Source organism: Nocardia sp. CA-145437 (assembly GCF_050956485.1).
Classification (GTDB): domain Bacteria; phylum Actinomycetota; class Actinomycetes; order Mycobacteriales; family Mycobacteriaceae; genus Nocardia.
The window spans coordinates 866,796-884,486 of record NZ_CP191204.1; the positions used below are offsets into that span (position 1 = coordinate 866,796).

Below are 17,691 nucleotides of genomic sequence, written 5' to 3' on the forward strand. Positions count from 1 at the left end.
CGGGCCGATGGGTCGCGCCGCGCGACCCGCCCGTAACATTGCGGCTGTTGCGGCGATGGGATAAGCCGTATGGTCTGTCGGGGGTCGAGACAACCGGAATACCGGACCGGGTGGTCTCCGACCAGCAAACGACACGAGATGAAGGTGCGAAACATTGATTCGTCGACATGTCCGGAACGGCCGGCGCGGGGCGCGAGCCGCCGCCTTCCTCGCCGCCACAGCGGTTCTCACCGGTCTCATGACCGGTGTCGGCGGCGGTTCCGCCTCCGCTGACCCGATCATCGACGGCAAGAAGCTGCTGGCCGACCCGGTCTCGGCGGACGGTTCGAAGATCACCAAGGCCGAGATGAAGGACGACCGGAACATCCGGCTCTACGTCTACTCCGCGGCCATGAGCGCCACCTACCCGGTCGACGTGCAGCGTCCCGCCGACACCTCGGTCCCGCGCCCGACCCTGTACCTGCTCAACGGCGCCGGCGGCGGTCAGGACGACGCCTCCTGGGTGAAGAAGACCAATATCGTCAACGGCTTCCTCGGCGACAAGAACGTCAACGTGGTCCAGCCCATCGGCGGCAAGTGGTCCTACTACCAGGACTGGAACAACGACGACCCGACCCTGGGCCGCAACAAGTGGACCACCTTCTTCAGCGAGGAACTGCCCCCGCTGATCGACGCCGCGCTCGGCACCAACGGCGTCAACGCGATCGCCGGCATCTCCACCTCGGGCACCACCGTGCTCACCCTGGCCGAGGCCAAGCCGGACCTGTACAAGTCCGTCGCCGCCTACTCCGGCTGCGCCCAGATGGCGGACCCGCAGGGCCAGGAGTTCATGCGACTGACCGTCGAGACCTGGGGCGGCGGCAAGCTGGAGAACATGTACGGCCCGTCGAACTCGCCCGACTGGGCGGCGCACGACCCGGTCATCAACGCGGACAAGCTGCGCGGCATCAACCTCTACATCTCCTCCGGTAGCGGTCTGCCCGGCCAGTACGACACCCTCAACGGCCCCTACGCGCTGCCCGGCGCCTACGGCCTGGCCAACCAGATGATCATCGGTGGCGTCATCGAGGCGGGCACCAACTTCTGCAGCCACAACCTCGCGAACAAGCTGAACTCGCTGGGCATCCCGGCCACCTACAACTTCCGGCCGACCGGTACCCACTCGTGGGGCTACTGGAACGACGAGTTCATCGCGTCGTGGCCGCTGCTCGCCCAGGGTCTCGGCGTCTAGAGACCCACGCGCACACCGTGATACGGCCCGGCACCGGAAGGTGCCGGGCCGTTCGCCGTTATGGCTGTGGTCACAGCTCGCACGGAAGGGCTAAACAAAAAGTTCGGGAACCCGTAAACTCATCTTGTGAGTACCAGCGTGGCCGATAAGAGCAGCACCCCGTTCCAGCGAGCGCGGTCGGCCAGTGTGCTGCTGGGCCCCGCCTTCGTCGCCGCGATCGCCTATGTCGATCCCGGCAATGTCGCCTCCAACATCAGTGCCGGCGCCGAATACGGCTATCTGCTCGTGTGGGTCGTGGTGATGGCCAACATCATGGCCGGGCTGGTGCAGTTCCTGTCCGCCAAACTCGGCCTGGTGACCGGCCGCTCCCTCCCGGAAGTGGTGCGCGCCAAGGCCGGTCGCTGGGTGCGGCTCAGCTATTGGGCCCAGGCCGAGACCGTCGCGGTGGCAACCGATCTCGCCGAGGTCGTCGGCGGCGCCATCGCGCTCAACCTGCTGTTCGGACTGCCGCTCATGGTCGGCGGCATCATCACCGGCTTCGTGTCGATGATCCTGCTGCTCATCCAGAACCATCGCGGGCAGCGGCCCTTCGAACGCGTCATCACCGGACTGCTCGGCATCATCGCCATCGGATTCCTTGCCTCCGTGGTCATCTCACCGCCCTCCGCGTCCGGTACCGTCGGCGGCCTGGTGCCCCGCTTCGCCGACTCCGGCAGCGTGCTGCTGGCCGCCGCCATGATCGGCGCGACCGTCATGCCGCACGTGGTCTACCTGCACTCCGGCATGGCCCGAGACCGGCACGGGCACCCCGAGGTCGGCGCGGCCCGAAATCGCCTGCTGCGCATCACCCGCTACGACGTCGCCCTGGCCATGCTGCTCGCGGGCACCGTGAACCTGGCCATGCTGCTCATGGCCGCCAAGACCCTGCGCGGCCGCGAGGGCGTCGACACCATCGAGGGCGCGCACGCCGCGGTACAGGACGTGCTCGGTCCCGTCGCGGGACTGCTGCTCGCGGTCGGACTGCTCGCCTCCGGGCTGGCGTCCACCTCCGTCGGGGCCTACGCGGGCGCGATGATCATGCAGGGCCTGCTGCACCGGCACATCCCGCTGGTGGTGCGCCGCGTGATCACGCTGATCCCCGCCCTGGTGGTGCTCGCGGTCGGCATCGATCCCACGCGGGCGCTGATCATCTCGCAGGTGGTGCTGTCGTTCGGGATCCCGTTCGCGCTCATCCCGCTGGTCCGGTTCACCAGCGACCCGGAACTCATGGGGGAGAACGTCAATCACCGTGTCACCACCGGGTTGGCCTGGCTGGTGGCCGCCATCATCACCACGCTCAACGTGGCGCTGATCTACCTGACGGCCACCGGAAAGGGCTGACGCCGGGCGCTATTCGGCGAAGACGGCCTTGCGCTTCTGCAGCATGGCCGCCGCGCCCTCGGCGAAATCGTCGGAGCCCAGCAGTTCGCACTGGCCCGTCTTCTCGGCGGCCAGCGCGGCCTCGAGCGAGGTCAGTGCGGCCGCGTTGAGGGCGCGCTTGGTGAGCTCCAGCGCCCGGCGCGGGCCGTGCGCCAGCTTGGCGATCACCGCCTCCACCTTGGCGTCCAGTTCCTCGTCGGCGTACACGCCCGCGATCAGACTGTGCTCCAGGGCCTTTCGGGCCGGGAGCCGCTCGCCCAGCAGCGCCATCTCGGCGGCCAGCGGACGTCCGGCCGCGGCCGCGACCAGCGCCGCCGCCCCGCCGTCGGGCATCAGGCCGATATTGATGAAGGCCAGCAGCAGGTAGGAGTCCTCGGCGGCGTAGGTGAGATCGGCGGCCAGCGCGAACGCCACGCCCACCCCGGCGGCCGCGCCCTTGACCCGGGCGACGACCGGGATCGGCGCGTCCACGATGGCGCGGATCATCCGGTTGGCCACGTCCATGGTCATCTCGGGCGTGACGCCGCGGGTCTTCTCCTCCGGGGCGGAGGACAGGTCGGCGCCGGTGCAGAAGTCGCCGCCCTCACCGGTCAGCACGATGACCCGGACCGCAGGATCCGCCGAGGCCGCGAGCACGGCATCGCCCAGGCCCGCCATGGTGTCGTAGCTGAGCGCGTTCTTGCGTTTGGGATTGGTGATGGTGATGCGCAGGATCCGCCCGTCCCTGATCGCGGTGTACCCCGGCGTGCTCGTGGTCATCGGGCGCTCCCCAGATATATCTGCGGCCTGGCCGCATGCTGTGTGTTCGGCTTTGCGAATTGTGGTTAACTTAGGAGCGTTCGTCCGGCACTGTCAACAGCCGGTGTCATCGAGAAGGAGAAACTGTATGGTCGCCGATCGCAGCGAGGCCGCCCTCGCTACCGGGCGACCGGCCGGTACTCCCGACGGGGAATCCGGCCCCCGCCGCCGCCCCAAGAACCGCAAGGCGCAAATCGTACGAGTAGCGGCGCGAGCCTTCGCCGAACGCGGCTACCACCCGGTCGGCGTCGACGAGATCGCGGCCGAGGTCGGCATTTCCGGCCCCGCCCTCTACCGCCACTTCCGCAACAAGTACGCCCTGCTGGTCGCCGCCGCCGAAATGGGCGCGCAGCAATTGCTCGACGCCGCCAAGGCCGCCGACAATCCCGGCCTGGAACCGGAACCACGACTCACCGCGCTGATCCGCGGCGTCGCCGAGTACACCATCGACGTGCGCCGCGAGGGCGGCCTGTACCGGTGGGAACGCCGCTACCTGGAACGCGAGGACCGCGCCCGCATCCGGGTCATCTACACCGAACTGCACGACACCGTCGCCGCCGCCATCGCCGCGCTCTACCCCGACGCCGATCCGGCCGACACCCAGCTGCGGGCCGCCGCCCTGCTCAGTGCCATCGGATCCATCACCGCGCACCGCACCGCGCTGTCCACCACCCGGCTGGTCAACCTGCTCACCGAGATCTGCTGGGACATCCTGCGCGCCGACCTGCCGCCCGCGCCCGCCCCGGCCACCGGCGAGCCGCTGGTGCGCGGCCTGCCCGTCATCTCCAAGCGCGAGCAGCTGCTCACCGAGGCCATCCGCATCTTCGGCCGGCAGGGCTACCACGAGGCCAGCATCGAGGAGATCGGCGCGGCCGCGGGCATCAACGCCTCCAGCGTCTACCGCTATTTCGCCAGCAAGGCCGACCTGCTCGCCGCCGCCTTCCACCGCACCGGCGAACGCGTCGCCATCGCCAACAACGAGGCCCTCGCCGAGGCCACCAGCCGCTCGGACGCCGCCGTGCGGATCGCGGACCGATTCGCCCGCATGACCTTCGCCATGCCGGAGATCCTGCCGGTCTACTTCTCCGAATTCTCCAATCTGCCCGCCTCCGAACAGCATCGGCTGCGGTCCGTGCAGCGGCAGAACGTCCTGGAATGGGCGAATCTGCTCGACGGCGACCAGGTCGAGGCCCGCTTCCGGGTGCACGCCGCCATCGCCCAGGTCATCGACGTGGGTCGGCGCATCCGTTTCGACGGACGGCCGGAGAACCTGGCCCGGGTGAGCGCGCTCATGCGCGCGGTGCTGCTGGGCGCGCCCGCCGCCGAATAGGTCGGGCCCACCGCCGAATCGGCTTCGGCGGCAGGCCCTCCCGAATCCTCAGACCCGGTGCCGCATCCGGAACAGCGCCCGCGCCACCCGCAACCGGCGCGGATGCTTCTCGAACGTGCCCGAGGTGATCTGGTCCGGCGGGTGCTTCTCGGTGATCGTCTGCGGCCGCGTGAACTCCCGCAGCGTGCGCGGATCCCGGATCCGGCCGGGACCGTTCACGCCGTACACCGGGGCCGCGTTCACCGTGATCAGCTCACTGCGCAGCCGGGTGGCGAACTCCGGGACCGAGCGGACGTCGCGGGTGAACACCGAGACCGTGCGCGGCTTCCGATCCGCGTTCACGCGATCGGCGGCCTCGTCCATGGTGGCCACCCGATTCACCACCAGCACCGGGCCCACGGGCTCGCCGGTCACCGCGGCGCTGTTCTCCGGCACCTCGGTCAGCACGATCGGCTCGATGTAGGGCTCGCGGATCGATTCCAGGCTCCCGACCACCAGCCGCGCGCCCCGGGTCACCGCGTCGCGCACCTGGCGGCGCACCACGTCGATCTGGGCGTCCACGATCATCGGCCCGTAGGAGGCGCGCCGGTCCGCGCCGGGCCGCAACCGCCGGGCCTGATCGGCGACCAGCTCCAGGAACGGCTCGTACACCGAGTCGGCCACGTACACGCACTGCACCCCGGCGGGCTGCTGGCCCGAATTGGCCATGGCGCCGTACACCGCCGCGGCCGCGGCGCTGTCGAGCTTGGCGTCGACCTGGACCACCATCGACCCACGCCCGCCCGGCTCGATGACCAGGGGAGTGGACGCCTCGGCGGCCAGCGCGGCCACCTCGCGCGCCCCCGCGCCCGACCCGGCGTAGGCGAGCTTGTCCACCGGCGCGCGGCACAGGGCGGCGGCGGTGCCGCTGTCGCCGGTGACCACTTGCAGCACCGGCTGATTCGGGGCCAGGTGATTCCAGGTGTCGGCCAGCCACGCGCCCACGCCGGGCGTGAGTTCACTGGGTTTGAACACCACCGCGTTGCCCGACGCCATCGCGCTGGCGATCGAATTCATCGGGGTGAGAACGGGATTGTGCCAAGGCCCCAGCACGCCGACCACACCCAGCGGCAGGTAGCCGATGGTGCCGGTCGGTTCGCGGCGCAGCGTGGCGCCCAGCCGGGTGGTGCGGCCCAGCGTCCGTTCGGCATGTCGCGCAACCCAATCCAGGTGCTCGACGGCCAGGGTGACCTCGATGGCCGCGTCGATGCGCGGCTTGCCGGTCTCGCGGCTGATCAGTTCCACCAGGTCGCGGGTGCCGCGGGCGAGGCTGCGCTTCCAGTCCAGCAGCCAGCGTTTGCGGGCGTCGAATCCCAGTGCCGCCCACCATTGTTCGGCGCTGCGGGCGGAGCGCACGGTGCGGGTCAGTTCGCCCGCCCCCATACCTGCGTATTCGCCCACGACTTCCCCGGTTCTGGGGTCGTAGGACGTGAGTACCTTGGATCTGCGCGCGCCGGCGCGTCCTGCTGCCGGCTGCGCCGACTCGGCCATGGTCAACCTCTCGTGGCCTGTGAATGTCTCTCCCCGCCAAGGCCAGACTATGGTTCGAGGCGCAGATGCGACAAGGTAGCGAAATCGCCGCATACCGCCCGGTCTGCGCCTGGATCAGCGGCTATTCGGCGGCCCCTCGGTTTGTGACCAAGGGCACAGTTTGAAATTCGCTGCTTCGGCAAAGAAACGGCCTGCCGCGCGGCACGCCGGTAACATCACGGCCGGCGGTGTGGATCATCCCGGCGGGCGGTAACTACCGCCCCCGCGCGATGTGGGGACCCGCCGCCCCGGGGCGACATCGTTCAGCCCGACCAGCCGATAGTGGAGAGTTGATGCCCAGCTTGGACAGACCGGAACCCGTAGCAGCCGACGATCCGGCCGTTTTCGTCGAAGACATTCGCAAGTCCTTCGGCGATGTGCACGCGCTGCAAGGGGTCAGCTTCACCGCCGCCCGCGGCCAGGTCCTCGGCATCCTCGGCCCCAACGGGGCGGGCAAGACCACCACGGTCAAGATCCTGTCCACCCTGCTGCGCCCGGACTCCGGCGTCGCCCGCATCGCCGGGCACGACGTCCGCACCGATCCGGCCGCCGTGCGCCGGTCCATCATGATGACCGGCCAGTACGCCGCCCTCGACGAGAACCTCTCGGGCCGCGAGAACCTCGAACTCTTCGGCCGCCTCATGGGCCTGCCCCGTAAGGCCGCCCGGCAGCGCGCCGACAACCTGCTCGAGGAATTCGACCTCACCGGCGCCGGCCGCCGCGCGGTCCGGCACTACTCCGGCGGTATGCGCCGCCGCGTCGACATCGCCTGCGGCCTCGTGGTCCGGCCCGAGGTGGTGTTCCTCGACGAACCCACCACCGGTCTGGATCCCCGCTCGCGTCAGGGCGTCTGGGACCTCGTCACAGCGCTCAAGACCCAGGGCATCACCGTCCTGCTGACCACGCAGTACCTCGAAGAGGCCGACGTGCTCAGCGACAACATCATCGTCATCGACAAGGGCACGGTCATCGCCGAAGGCACCGCCGACGCCCTCAAGGAGAAGACCGGCGGCAGCTACTGCGAGGTCGTGCCGCTCGACCCGACCCAGCTGACCAAGGTCGCCGACGCCCTCGGCGACCTGGTGCCCGCCGCGGTCCGCGCCGAACTCTCCGGCGACCGGCTGTCCATCCCCGCCCCCGAGGGCGCGGCCACCCTGTCCGAGGCGCTGCGCCGGCTCGACAGCGCGGCCGTCCAGCTCGCCGACATCGGCCTGCGCCGCCCCTCGCTCGACGACGTCTTCCTCACCCTCACCGGACACTCCGGCACCAAGGAGACCGTCGGCGCGGAAGGCGCCGCGTGACCGCGCCCGCGGCGAACGCCGCCGATCTCTTCGCCGGGGTGCCCCCGGCCCGGCCCAACAGCTTCGCGCAGTGGCGGGCCCTGACCGGGCGCGTGGTCTGGGTGATGTTCACCAAGGGCGAGATGCTCATCGCGGTCATCGTGCCGCTGGTCTTCACCCTCGGCTTCTACCTGCCGCTGCGCTACGTGATGAAGTTCCAGGGCATCGACTACGCCCAGTTCGTCATGCCGATCATCGTGCTGCAGACCATGTCCTTCACCATGATGTCCAACGCGCAGCTGGCCGCGTTCGAAGCCATGACCGGACTCAACACCCGCATGCAGACCATGCCCATCGGCAAGATGGTGCCGCTGGTGTCGCGATTGTCCGCGGGCTTCGTGCGCTCGGTGGTCTCGCTGATCGCGGCGCTGGTCTGGGGACATCTGATCGGATTCCACTTCGTCGCCGGCTGGGGTCAGGCCGCGCTGTTCTGCGGGTTCTCCCTCGCCGTCGGCACCATCCTGGCCATCGGCGCCGACGGGCTCGGGTCGCTGACCAAGAGCCCCGAATCGCTGAGCCAGGCCCTGACCCTGCCGACCCTCATCTTCGGCATGCTGTCCTGCGGCTTCGTGCCGGAGAACGGATTCCCGGTGTGGGTGCGGCCGTTCGTGCGCAACCAGCCCATCTCGCAGTTCTCCTTCGCACTGCGCGACATGGCTCAGCACGGGGTGACCTGGAATGTGTTGTGGGTGCCGCTGGTGTGGCTGGGCGGCCTGCTGGTCGTCTTCCTGCCGCTGGCGGTCTGGGCGAGCGTGAGGCGGTCATGAGCACGGCGACCACGGCCGAGACGGCCGTCGAGAAATCCGGGGACCCGGTGACCCAACCCGATTCGTGGGCGGGGCATGAGCCGCTGCCCGTGGTGAAACCCCGCTCGGAACGCGCGCTCTCGGTGTGGGCGCAGCAGAGCGTGATCCAGTGCAAGCGCATGCTCATCGGCTGGATGCGCGACCCCGCCACCACCATTCAGACCCTGGTCTACCCGGCCGCCACGCTGATCATGTTCCGGATCGTGCTCGGTGACTCGATCACCATGGCCACCGGCATGCCCAGCATCTACGGCACCGTGCCGATGGTCATGCTGGTCGCGGCCATGTCCGGATCGGTGGTGAGCGCGCTCGGCTTCAAGGTGGAGAAGGCGACCGGTCTGCTCGGGCGGTTCTACACCATGCCCATCCACCGCGCCGCCGGGCTCACCGGACGACTGATGGCCGAGGCCATTCGCGTGGTGATCACCTCGCTGTTCGTGCTCGCGGTGGGCGTCGCGCTGGGCTTCCGGTTCTGGTACGGGCCCGCGGCTTCGATTGCCATGCTGGCGATTCCGGTGCTGTTCGCACTCGGATTCGCGGTGCTGGTGACGGCGCTGGCCACCCTGACCGAAGGCGTCATGCTGGTGTCGCTGGTGGGCATCATCAACACCCTGCTGATGTTCTTCAACTCCGGGTTCGTGCCGGTCTTCGCCTACCCGGTGTGGTTGCAGAAGACGGTCGAGAACCAGCCGATGAGTACGGCCATCGACGCCATGCGCGGCCTGTCCTACGACGGGCCCATCGCGACCCCGCTGTGGAAGACCGCCGCCTGGGCGATCGGCATGATCGTGGTGTTCGCCTACCCCGCCATCCGCGGGTACCGGCGCGCGGCCGAGACCGGAGCCTAGACACGACGGAAACCGGCGGGCGGACACGCCCGACCGGTTTCCCCGGGTGCGACCCTCGGGGTTCCAGTGGCGTGCGTCACGTTAAGGTGGCCCCCATGTCATACCTGGTGACCGGGGCGACTGGGTTCATCGGTCGGTTTCTCGTACCCGAACTCCTGAAGCGTGGCGCGGACGTTCACGTCCTGGTGCGACCGGGCGAGGACTCGGTGCTGCGCTACAACCGCTGCCTACGCGACTGGGGCGACCGCGACCGGGTCCACCCGGTCCGCGGCGACCTCGCCGCGCCCGGCCTCGGCGTCGACGCGAGCTGGATTGCCGCGCACCGCGGTTCGATCGACCACGTCTTCCACCTGGCCGCCGGGTTCGACGCCACCGGCGCGGGCGGCGGCACCCTGCGGGTGGCCGAACTCGCGGGCGCGCTGGAAGCGGGACGACTGCACCATGTTTCGACCATGCGCGTGGCCGGGGCCTGGGAGGGCGTGTTCACCGAGGACATGACCGATGTCGGCCAGCTGCTGCCCACCCCCCACCAGCGCGCCATGCTGCGCGCCGAACAGGAGGTGCGCGACCAGACCGCGGTGCCCTGGCGGATCTACCGCCCGGCCATCGTGATCGGCCACTCCCGCACCGGCGAGATCGACCGCATCGACGGCCCCTACTACTTCTTCCGGCTCCTGCGCATGGCCGCGCAACTGCCGCGCATCCTGCCCGTGGTGGCGCCCCAGCTCGGCGAAACCAATATGGTGCCGGTCGATTTCGTGGCCCGCGCGCTCGACCACATCGCGCACCGGAACGGCGACGGGCCGGACACCTACCACCTGGCGGACCCGCGCGAGCAGAGCGTCGCCGAGGCCTTCAACCTCTTCGCCGACGAGGCCGGCGCCCCGCACCTGATCGAGGTGATGCCCAAGCAGACCCTCGACGTCACGCTGCGGGTGCCCGGCATGGGGTGGGCGCTGCGTCAGATCGGCATCCCGATGGAGGTCATCGAGGACTGCGAGTTCGCCTGCCGCTTCGACTCCCACAATGCCGCGGCCGCCCTCGCCGGGACCGATATCAAGGTTCCGCCGCTGGCCGCCTACGCGGGGGTGGTGTGGAAGTACTGGATCGAGAACTGGGTCTGAGGCGGGAGTCCGCGTCTGGGCCTCAGGGCGTGTCGTCCCCGGGTAGCAGGCTGTCCGGGGGCAGCAGCAGATCGTCCAGTGTGCGGGCCCGCCCGTAATCCCAACCGACCCAGCGGTTTCGATTGGTCCAGCCGACCAGGTCGTACCGCCACGTGAACGGCCAGGTGGTCGCGACCGTCATGAACAACGCGGTCCCCAGCGCCGAGTAGTCGTCGTGCGCCGACAGCAGGGCGCGCTGCTGCCGCGGCGGCCGGGTGAAGAACGCCTCGAACATGGCGATGGACTGCGCGGTGGTGAGCCGCCCCAGCCCGTACACGCCGCGCATGCGCATCCAATAGACCAGCCGCGCCTGCCAGGGCCACAGCGCCTCGATCGGATCGGTGCCGCGCTGCACCGCGTCCAGCGCGGTGTCGACCAGCGCCAGCGAATCCGCCACGCAGTACCCGGTGATCGGATGCATCATGCCGCCGCGCGAACCGAACGGAATCACCGCGCCGCGACCGGCTTTCGGCGGCAGTTCGTCGAGCGGATAGTGGGCGGCCTCGGTCGGCTCGTCGCCGCGCAGCCGAATCCCGTGCGCCGCCAGCCGATTCAGGGTGCGCCGCCGCAATTCGTGCTGCGGCATGCCGCCGCGCAGGCCCAGGCTGGTCTCCTCGAAGATGACCGTGCCGTCGCCGAGTGGCACCGAGTACAGGAACGACGGCGGCTCGTCCGGGCCCGCGCCGTTCTCGTCGCGCCAATCCAGCAGCAGCCCTTCACCGGCGGTGACCATGGGCGCGGCGATGTCCTCGTCCACGAAGATGCCGTGCGCGCTGGCCGTGCGGCGCGCGCCCGGCGTGGCCTGCCCGCGGGTGTCGAAGACGGTGGCCGCGCGCACCTCGGTGCCGTCGGCCAGCTCCACCCGGTGCGCCTCGACGGTGCGGGCGCGACCGGTGATCACGATGGCGTCGTCGAGCGGGAGCGCGTCGAACAGGCCCTGCTTGGACAGCACGCAGTAGGGCCGCGGAATCCGGTGCTCGGTGGTGGTCCACACCGCGGGGGCCTCGATCCGGCTGGCGATGGCGCCGTGCCCCAGCCAGTGCGGCAGTTCGTCCACCCAGCAGGAGAAGGTCGGGGCCCACAGCCGCGTCGGCCGCGGATCCACCGCGACCACCCGCAGGCCCGCCACCATGGCGCGGTGCGCCAATGCCCGACCCGTGGGACCGAGCCCCACCACACACACGTCGGCGGCCCTGCCGACCTCCCGGCCACTCATACCCGCATTCAAACAGCCGGGACCGGTGCACGCCAGGTCGGTCCCGACTTCGCACCCCCTATTACTTGGGCGTCACCCAGGTGGTGATGTCGGCGTGCACGACCTCGAGCCCGGACCGGTCGTAGATCGACACCGGCACCACGAGTTCACGACCCTCGGTGATCTGCGCGAAGTCGGGAACCTCGTCCAGCTGCGCGACCGCCCGCAGGCCCGAGTTGGCCTTGGCCAGGTACTGCACGTTCATGGCCTTGGGGATCCAGCGGTGGGTGTCGGGCACGGTGGCCTCCGACAGCATCCCCATCGCCACCTCGGCCAGGTTGCACGCGGCGATGGCGTGGAAGGTCCCCAGGTGATTGTGGATGCCGAACCACTTGGGCGCGGTCACCTCGCACAGGCCAGGTTCCAGCCGCACCACGCTCGGCAGCACGGTGCCGAAGTACGGCACCCGGGCCACCATCCCGAGCGAGAACAGCGTGTGCCCGATCCGGTTGTCCGGAAGCTTCTTCCACCCACGATACGTAGCGGTCTCTTTGCCCATGGCCCGTATCTTACTCAAAAGTAAGTTCCATGGAAGTGCCGTGTCGTATAGGTCGTCGGATCGGTCGGCGGGTTGCCTCGCCGCGCGAAACCAAATGGTTGCTAGTTATCTGGGAGCCCTGCGCCGCGAGCGCGGCGGGGAGTCGGTGCCACTCGGACCGGCTATCGGGGAAATAGAGGAGTTCTCGACATCATGCGTATTCGCACCGCGGTGGCCACCGTCGGCATCGCACTCGCGGGGGCGGCCGCCGCACCGCATCCGCCGGCTCGGCCGCCGCCTTCACGCCGTACTCCAACCCGGGTGAGGGCATCTTCCTCGGCGTGGACCTGACCCACGACGAGACCGTGGCCCTGTCCAACAGCTGGATCCCGGCGGCCATCACCCAGATCAACGGCGGTCACAATATGATCGCCCCCGATCCGACCTACTCCGATCTGGTGGTCGACGGCCGCCCGCACGGGAGCATGACCCAGGTCGTCGGCGAGGCCGCCGACGTTCCGGGCGGACAGGTCGGGCTGTACCTGGTGGATCCCGCCCGGTTCCGCGGCGGCAACTTCCTGCTGATCCAGGATCTCGGCGGCTGGGACTATTACCTGCGCCACATGCACGACAACTGAGGGTGAAATGGCCGGTGCGCGAACCGAATTCCGCACCGGCCCGCACGCGGCCCGAGCCGGGGGGCTCGACCGGGTGTGACCAGGGCCATTGGCCCGGGGGCGGGGGAGGGGGCGATTTGAAGTGGGGCGGGGCCTCGAGGCATACTGTTCGGGTTGCCCACACCGGGTTGCGTCTTTTCCGTTGGATCGGCGCTGGTGGTGGGTGAGAAAGACCCAATTTTGCACCCCGCTGATTTGCGGCGTGGGTGCGTCCGGAACACTGTTCCGAGGCTTGTAAGGATTTTGGTCCGGGGCCGAGGAATGAGCGGCGCAGCGACACGCCCGACCGCGTGGACCGGATGAACCATGACAGATGAACAGCGGCGATGGATCGGGCCCGAGGGCCTAGGTCGTGTGGTGGCTGATGCGTCTTCGTGTGTTCGGCAGTGCAAATGAGGGTGGTTCGGGAGTGAAAGCTCCTGGATCACAACGCAAGCGGAGAAAAGGACACTCAGCGTGGCGGGACAGAAGATCCGCATCAGGCTCAAGGCCTACGACCATGAGGCGATCGACGCGTCCGCGCGCAAGATCGTCGAGACGGTGACCCGTACCGGTGCCCGTGTGGTCGGCCCGGTGCCGTTGCCCACCGAGAAGAACATCTACTGCGTCATCCGGTCGCCGCACAAGTACAAGGACTCGCGCGAGCACTTCGAGATGCGTACGCACAAGCGGCTTATCGACATCCTCGACCCGACGCCGAAGACGGTTGACGCCCTGATGCGTATCGACCTGCCGGCCAGCGTCGACGTCAACATTCAGTGACGGGGACTTCGAATATGACTGACAACAAGAGCCGTCCGGCCGCGGGCATCCTGGGCACCAAGCTCGGCATGACCCAGGTCTTCGACGAGAAGAACCGCGTCGTTCCCGTGACCGTCGTCAAGGCGGGCCCGAACGTCGTTACCCAGATCCGTACCCAGGAGCGCGACGGCTACGCCGCCATCCAGGTCGCGTACGGCGCCATCGACCCCCGCAAGGTGAACAAGCCGGTCTCCGGTCAGTTCTCCAAGGCCGGTGTCACCCCTCGCCGCCACATCGCCGAGCTGCGCGTCGCCGACGTCGCCGCCTTCGAGGTCGGCCAGGAGATCAACGCGGACGCCTTCGAAGAGGGCAGCTACGTCGACGTGACCGGCACCTCCAAGGGCAAGGGCTTCGCGGGCACCATGAAGCGCCACGGCTTCCGTGGTCAGGGTGCCTCGCACGGTGCGCAGGCCGTGCACCGTCGTCCGGGTTCCATCGGTGGTTGCTCCACCCCGGGCCGTGTCTTCAAGGGCATGCGCATGTCGGGCCGTATGGGTAACGACCGCGTCACCACGCAGAACCTCTCGGTCCACAAGGTGGACGCCGAGAACGGCCTGCTGCTGATCAAGGGCGCGATCCCGGGCCGCACCGGCGGCATCGTGATCGTCAAGAGTGCAGTGAAGGGTGGTGCCCGGGCATGAGCACCGAGACCAAGACCAACCTGACGCTCACGGTCAAGGCCGCTGGCGGCAAGACCGAGGGCACCGTCGAGCTCCCCGCGGAGATCTTCGACGTGACCGCGAACATCGCGTTGATGCACCAGGTCGTCGTGGCCCAGCAGGCCGCGGCTCGCCAGGGCACGCACGCCACCAAGACCCGCGGCATGGTCCGCGGTGGTGGCAAGAAGCCGTACCGCCAGAAGGGCACCGGCCGTGCGCGCCAGGGTTCGACCCGTGCGCCGCAGTTCGCCGGCGGTGGCACCGTCCACGGCCCGCAGCCGCGTGACTACACCCAGCGTCTGCCCAAGAAGATGAAGGTCGCCGCGCTGCGTGGCGCTCTGTCGGACCGGGCTCGCAACGAGCGCATCCACGTGATCACCGAGCTGGTGGCGGGTCAGACCCCGTCGACCAAGGCGGCCAAGTCCTTCCTCGCCGAGCTGTCGGAGCGGAAGAACATCCTGGTCGTCGTCGGCCGTGAGGATGTCACCACGTGGAAGAGCGTGGCGAACCTGCAGGGCGTGCACCCGATCGCCCCCGACCAGCTGAACACCTACGACGTTCTCAAGAGCGACGAAATCGTGTTCTCGGTCGAGGCGCTCAACGCCTTCGTGCACGGCCCCGCCGAAGCTGCACAGGAGGAGAGCAAGTGACCACCATCGCCGACCCGCGCGACATTCTGCTGGCGCCGGTGATCTCCGAGAAGTCCTACGGACTGATCGAAGAGGGCACCTACACCTTCATCGTGCACCCGGATTCGAACAAGACGCAGATCAAGATTGCTGTCGAGAAGGTTTTCGGCGTCAAGGTGACCAGCGTCAACACCGCCAACCGTCAGGGCAAGCGCAAGCGGACCCGCTTCGGTTACGGCACGCGTAAGAGCACCAAGCGCGCGCTCGTCACCATCTCGGCCGACAGCAAGCCCATCGAGATCTTCGGAGGCCCGGTCGCGTAAGCGGCGGGGACTTCAGAAAGGCAGAAGAACTCATGGCAATTCGTAAGTACAAGCCGACAACCCCGGGCCGCCGCGGTGCCTCGGTCTCGGATTTCGCCGAGATCACCCGCGCGACCCCCGAGAAGTCGCTGCTGCGTCCGCTCACCAAGACCGGTGGCCGTAACGCGCAGGGTCGCATCACCACCCGTCACAAGGGTGGCGGTCACAAGCGCGCCTACCGTCTGATCGACTTCCGTCGCCTGGACAAGGACGGCATCCCGGCCAAGGTCGCTCACATCGAGTACGACCCGAACCGCACCGCCAACATCGCGCTGCTGCACTTCGCCGACGGCGAGAAGCGCTACATCATCGCGCCCAAGGGCATCGCCCAGGGCACGAAGATCGAGTCGGGCCCCGGCGCCGACATCAAGCCCGGCAACAACCTGCCGCTGCGCTCGATCCCGACCGGTACCACGGTTCACGCCGTGGAGCTGCGTCCGGGTGGTGGCGCCAAGCTGGCTCGTGCCGCGGGCATGTCCATCCAGCTGCTGGGTAAGGAAGGCGCCTACGCCGTCCTGCGTATGCCCTCCGGTGAGATCCGTCGTGTCGATGTGCGCTGCCGCGCCACCATCGGCGAGGTCGGCAACGCCGAGCAGTCGAACATCAACTGGGGTAAGGCCGGCCGTATGCGGTGGAAGGGCGTTCGCCCGACCGTCCGTGGTGTGGTCATGAACCCGGTCGACCACCCGCACGGTGGTGGTGAGGGTAAGACCTCCGGTGGTCGCCACCCGGTCTCCCCGTGGGGCAAGCCCGAGGGCCGCACCCGTAAGCCCAACCGTCCCAGCGACAAGCTCATCGTCCGCCGCCGCGGCAAGAAGCGTTAAGGAGGAGGTTAGACATGCCACGCAGCCTGAAGAAGGGCCCGTTCGTCGACGAACACCTCCTCAAGAAGGTGGACGTCCAGAACGAGAAGGGCACGAAGCAGGTCATCAAGACCTGGTCGCGTCGTTCCACCATCATCCCCGATTTCATCGGCCACACGTTCTCGGTCCACGACGGCCGCAAGCACGTGCCGGTGTTCGTGTCGGAGAACATGGTTGGACACAAGCTCGGTGAATTCGCGCCGACCCGCACGTTCAAGAGCCACGTCAAGGAAGATCGGAAGAGCAAGCGGCGATGAGCACTGAAACTCAGAACCCGACCGCGCGCGCGACCGCCAAGCACGTTCGCGTGACGCCGATGAAGGCGCGTCGCGTCGTGGACCTGGTCCGTGGCCGTAGCGTGCAGGACGCGCTGAACATCCTGAAGTTCGCGCCGCAGGCCGCGAGCGAGCCGGTTGCGAAGGTTGTCGCCTCGGCGGCGGCCAACGCCGAGAACAACCTCGGCCTCAACCCGGCCACCCTCGTCATCTCGACCGCGTTCGTCGACGAGGGCGCGACCATGAAGCGTTTCCAGCCGCGTGCCCAGGGCCGCGCGTTCCGGATCCGCAAGCGCACCAGCCACATCACCATCGAGGTCGAGAGCGTGCCCACCGCCGGCGCTGCCACTCGTAGCCGCCGGAAGGGAGGGGCAAAGTAAATGGGACAGAAGATCAATCCCCATGGCTTCCGCCTCGGTATCACCACCGACTGGAAGTCGCGTTGGTACGCGGACAAGCAGTACGCGGACTACGTGAAGGAAGACGTCGCGATCCGCAAGCTCCTCGCCACCGGCATGGAGCGGGCCGGCATCTCGAAGGTCGAGATCGAGCGCACCCGTGACCGCGTGCGTGTGGACATCCACACCGCGCGCCCGGGCATCGTGATCGGCCGTCGTGGCGCCGAGGCCGACCGCATTCGCGCCGAGCTGGAGAAGCTCACCAAGAAGCAGGTTCAGCTGAACATCCTCGAGGTCAAGAACCCCGAGTCGGACGCTCAGCTGGTTGCTCAGGGTGTTGCCGAGCAGCTGTCCAACCGTGTGGCGTTCCGTCGCGCGATGCGCAAGGCCATCCAGTCGGCCATGCGTTCGCCGAACGTCAAGGGCATCCGTGTGCAGTGCTCCGGCCGTCTCGGCGGCGCGGAAATGTCGCGCTCGGAGTTCTACCGTGAGGGTCGCGTGCCGCTGCACACGCTGCGCGCCGACATCGACTACGGCCTGTACGAAGCGAAGACCACCTTCGGCCGCATCGGCGTGAAGGTCTGGATCTACAAGGGCGACATCGTCGGCGGCAAGCGCGAGGTCACCGCTGTGGCCCCGTCCGGCCGCGACCGTGACGACCGCCCGCGTCGCGAGCGTCCGAGCCGCCCCCGTCGCAGCGGTGCCCAGGGCACCACCGCGACCAGCACTGAGGCCGGCCGCGCCGCCACCGCTGTGGCGGAGGCTCCGGCAGAGAATCAGGAGGGCTGAC

Annotated in this window: 20 protein-coding genes; 16 read left to right on the forward strand and 4 right to left on the reverse strand. The window is 68.7% G+C overall.

Annotated elements, in window-relative coordinates; genetic code table 11:
• Positions 1–238: 238 nt before the first annotated feature.
• Both ACQPYY_RS03870 and ACQPYY_RS03875 read left to right on the forward strand, forming a co-directional pair.
• On the forward strand, positions 239–1,231 hold the full coding sequence (locus ACQPYY_RS03870; RefSeq protein ID WP_379105684.1) for an alpha/beta hydrolase: 993 nt from the start codon (positions 239–241) through the stop codon (positions 1,229–1,231).
• A 126-nt stretch (positions 1,232–1,357) separates the two neighbouring features.
• Positions 1,358–2,611 carry an Nramp family divalent metal transporter gene (locus ACQPYY_RS03875; protein ID WP_433592773.1) on the forward strand — a complete coding sequence of 418 codons (1,254 nt, stop codon included), beginning with the start codon at positions 1,358–1,360 and terminating at the stop codon, positions 2,609–2,611.
• A 9-nt stretch (positions 2,612–2,620) separates the two neighbouring features.
• On the opposite strand, the gene ACQPYY_RS03880 is transcribed toward ACQPYY_RS03875, so the two are convergent.
• On the reverse strand, positions 2,621–3,409 hold the full coding sequence (locus tag ACQPYY_RS03880; RefSeq protein ID WP_433592774.1) for an enoyl-CoA hydratase-related protein: 789 nt from the start codon (positions 3,407–3,409) through the stop codon (positions 2,621–2,623).
• 127 nt (positions 3,410–3,536) lie between these two features.
• On the opposite strand from ACQPYY_RS03880, the gene ACQPYY_RS03885 reads away from it, so the two are divergent.
• The gene (locus ACQPYY_RS03885) at positions 3,537–4,778 is read left to right on the forward strand and encodes a TetR/AcrR family transcriptional regulator (RefSeq protein WP_433592775.1); all 1,242 of its coding nucleotides are present in this window, start codon (positions 3,537–3,539) and stop codon (positions 4,776–4,778) included.
• A gap of 48 nt (positions 4,779–4,826) precedes the next feature.
• Here ACQPYY_RS03885 and ACQPYY_RS03890 read toward each other — a convergent pair whose 3' ends face one another.
• The gene (locus tag ACQPYY_RS03890; protein ID WP_433592776.1) at positions 4,827–6,308 is read right to left on the reverse strand and encodes an aldehyde dehydrogenase family protein; all 1,482 of its coding nucleotides are present in this window, start codon (positions 6,306–6,308) and stop codon (positions 4,827–4,829) included.
• Between the two features lie 332 nt (positions 6,309–6,640).
• Between ACQPYY_RS03890 and ACQPYY_RS03895 the strand changes: the two genes are divergently transcribed.
• From ACQPYY_RS03895 to ACQPYY_RS03910, 4 genes are all read left to right on the forward strand, one after another.
• Positions 6,641–7,648 carry an ATP-binding cassette domain-containing protein gene (locus ACQPYY_RS03895; protein ID WP_433592777.1) on the forward strand — a complete coding sequence of 336 codons (1,008 nt, stop codon included), beginning with the start codon at positions 6,641–6,643 and terminating at the stop codon, positions 7,646–7,648.
• The gene (locus ACQPYY_RS03900; protein ID WP_357089192.1) at positions 7,645–8,454 is read left to right on the forward strand and encodes an ABC transporter permease; all 810 of its coding nucleotides are present in this window, start codon (positions 7,645–7,647) and stop codon (positions 8,452–8,454) included. Before ACQPYY_RS03895 ends, ACQPYY_RS03900 begins: the two co-directional genes overlap by 4 nt.
• Positions 8,451–9,341, forward strand: a complete 891-nt coding sequence (locus tag ACQPYY_RS03905) for an ABC transporter permease (protein ID WP_379105019.1) — start codon at positions 8,451–8,453, stop codon at positions 9,339–9,341. The genes ACQPYY_RS03900 and ACQPYY_RS03905 overlap by 4 nt, the downstream gene beginning before the upstream one ends.
• A gap of 95 nt (positions 9,342–9,436) precedes the next feature.
• Entirely contained in the window at positions 9,437–10,465 is a 1,029-nt protein-coding gene (locus tag ACQPYY_RS03910; RefSeq protein WP_379105021.1) for an SDR family oxidoreductase, read from the forward strand.
• A gap of 22 nt (positions 10,466–10,487) precedes the next feature.
• On the opposite strand, the gene ACQPYY_RS03915 is transcribed toward ACQPYY_RS03910, so the two are convergent.
• Both ACQPYY_RS03915 and ACQPYY_RS03920 read right to left on the reverse strand, forming a co-directional pair.
• Positions 10,488–11,720 carry a lycopene cyclase family protein gene (locus ACQPYY_RS03915; protein WP_433592778.1) on the reverse strand — a complete coding sequence of 411 codons (1,233 nt, stop codon included), beginning with the start codon at positions 11,718–11,720 and terminating at the stop codon, positions 10,488–10,490.
• A gap of 61 nt (positions 11,721–11,781) precedes the next feature.
• Complete coding sequence (locus tag ACQPYY_RS03920; protein WP_357285062.1) at positions 11,782–12,258, reverse strand: hotdog fold domain-containing protein; 477 nt, start codon at positions 12,256–12,258, stop codon at positions 11,782–11,784.
• Positions 12,259–12,578: 320 nt separating this feature from the next.
• Between ACQPYY_RS03920 and ACQPYY_RS03925 the strand changes: the two genes are divergently transcribed.
• The 9 genes from ACQPYY_RS03925 to rpsC all read left to right on the forward strand — a co-directional run bounded on the left by ACQPYY_RS03925 (position 12,579) and on the right by rpsC (position 17,690).
• Complete coding sequence (locus ACQPYY_RS03925) at positions 12,579–12,875, forward strand: hypothetical protein (RefSeq protein ID WP_433592779.1); 297 nt, start codon at positions 12,579–12,581, stop codon at positions 12,873–12,875.
• Positions 12,876–13,370: 495 nt separating this feature from the next.
• Positions 13,371–13,676: a 30S ribosomal protein S10 gene (rpsJ, locus tag ACQPYY_RS03930; protein WP_040804197.1), complete on the forward strand. Its 306-nt coding sequence runs from the start codon at positions 13,371–13,373 to the stop codon at positions 13,674–13,676.
• A 14-nt stretch (positions 13,677–13,690) separates the two neighbouring features.
• A complete protein-coding gene (gene rplC / locus ACQPYY_RS03935) occupies positions 13,691–14,356 on the forward strand; it encodes a 50S ribosomal protein L3 (RefSeq protein ID WP_357285067.1) in 666 nt (221 codons plus the stop codon).
• Positions 14,353–15,024, forward strand: a complete 672-nt coding sequence (gene rplD, locus ACQPYY_RS03940; RefSeq protein ID WP_357089175.1) for a 50S ribosomal protein L4 — start codon at positions 14,353–14,355, stop codon at positions 15,022–15,024. The genes rplC and rplD overlap by 4 nt, the downstream gene beginning before the upstream one ends.
• Positions 15,021–15,326: a 50S ribosomal protein L23 gene (gene rplW, locus ACQPYY_RS03945; protein ID WP_067712168.1), complete on the forward strand. Its 306-nt coding sequence runs from the start codon at positions 15,021–15,023 to the stop codon at positions 15,324–15,326. Before rplD ends, rplW begins: the two co-directional genes overlap by 4 nt.
• Positions 15,327–15,358: 32 nt before the next feature.
• Positions 15,359–16,189, forward strand: a complete 831-nt coding sequence (rplB, locus tag ACQPYY_RS03950; RefSeq protein ID WP_379105029.1) for a 50S ribosomal protein L2 — start codon at positions 15,359–15,361, stop codon at positions 16,187–16,189.
• Between the two features lie 14 nt (positions 16,190–16,203).
• On the forward strand, positions 16,204–16,485 hold the full coding sequence (gene rpsS / locus ACQPYY_RS03955) for a 30S ribosomal protein S19 (RefSeq protein WP_019931198.1): 282 nt from the start codon (positions 16,204–16,206) through the stop codon (positions 16,483–16,485).
• Positions 16,482–16,883: a 50S ribosomal protein L22 gene (gene rplV, locus ACQPYY_RS03960; protein ID WP_213558069.1), complete on the forward strand. Its 402-nt coding sequence runs from the start codon at positions 16,482–16,484 to the stop codon at positions 16,881–16,883. Before rpsS ends, rplV begins: the two co-directional genes overlap by 4 nt.
• Positions 16,884–17,690: a 30S ribosomal protein S3 gene (gene rpsC, locus ACQPYY_RS03965; RefSeq protein ID WP_033091021.1), complete on the forward strand. Its 807-nt coding sequence runs from the start codon at positions 16,884–16,886 to the stop codon at positions 17,688–17,690.
• Position 17,691: the final 1 nt, after the last annotated feature.

Bases quoted from the DNA above. Each gene is read 5' to 3' on its own strand.
- ACQPYY_RS03870 (WP_379105684.1), top strand. From the start codon at position 239: ATGACCGGTGTCGGCGGCGGTTCCGCCTCCGCTGACCCGATCATCGAC.
- ACQPYY_RS03910 (WP_379105021.1), top strand. From the start codon at position 9,437: ATGTCATACCTGGTGACCGGGGCGACTGGGTTCATCGGTCGGTTTCTC.
- rplD (WP_357089175.1), top strand. From the start codon at position 14,353: ATGAGCACCGAGACCAAGACCAACCTGACGCTCACGGTCAAGGCCGCT.
- ACQPYY_RS03885 (WP_433592775.1), top strand. From the start codon at position 3,537: ATGGTCGCCGATCGCAGCGAGGCCGCCCTCGCTACCGGGCGACCGGCC.
- ACQPYY_RS03920 (WP_357285062.1), bottom strand. From the start codon at position 12,258: ATGGGCAAAGAGACCGCTACGTATCGTGGGTGGAAGAAGCTTCCGGAC.
- ACQPYY_RS03915 (WP_433592778.1), bottom strand. From the start codon at position 11,720: ATGAGTGGCCGGGAGGTCGGCAGGGCCGCCGACGTGTGTGTGGTGGGG.
- rplC (WP_357285067.1), top strand. From the start codon at position 13,691: ATGACTGACAACAAGAGCCGTCCGGCCGCGGGCATCCTGGGCACCAAG.
- rplB (WP_379105029.1), top strand. From the start codon at position 15,359: ATGGCAATTCGTAAGTACAAGCCGACAACCCCGGGCCGCCGCGGTGCC.
- rplV (WP_213558069.1), top strand. From the start codon at position 16,482: ATGAGCACTGAAACTCAGAACCCGACCGCGCGCGCGACCGCCAAGCAC.
- ACQPYY_RS03880 (WP_433592774.1), bottom strand. From the start codon at position 3,409: ATGACCACGAGCACGCCGGGGTACACCGCGATCAGGGACGGGCGGATC.
- ACQPYY_RS03905 (WP_379105019.1), top strand. From the start codon at position 8,451: ATGAGCACGGCGACCACGGCCGAGACGGCCGTCGAGAAATCCGGGGAC.
- rpsS (WP_019931198.1), top strand. From the start codon at position 16,204: ATGCCACGCAGCCTGAAGAAGGGCCCGTTCGTCGACGAACACCTCCTC.
- rpsC (WP_033091021.1), top strand. From the start codon at position 16,884: ATGGGACAGAAGATCAATCCCCATGGCTTCCGCCTCGGTATCACCACC.
- ACQPYY_RS03890 (WP_433592776.1), bottom strand. From the start codon at position 6,308: ATGGCCGAGTCGGCGCAGCCGGCAGCAGGACGCGCCGGCGCGCGCAGA.
- ACQPYY_RS03895 (WP_433592777.1), top strand. From the start codon at position 6,641: ATGCCCAGCTTGGACAGACCGGAACCCGTAGCAGCCGACGATCCGGCC.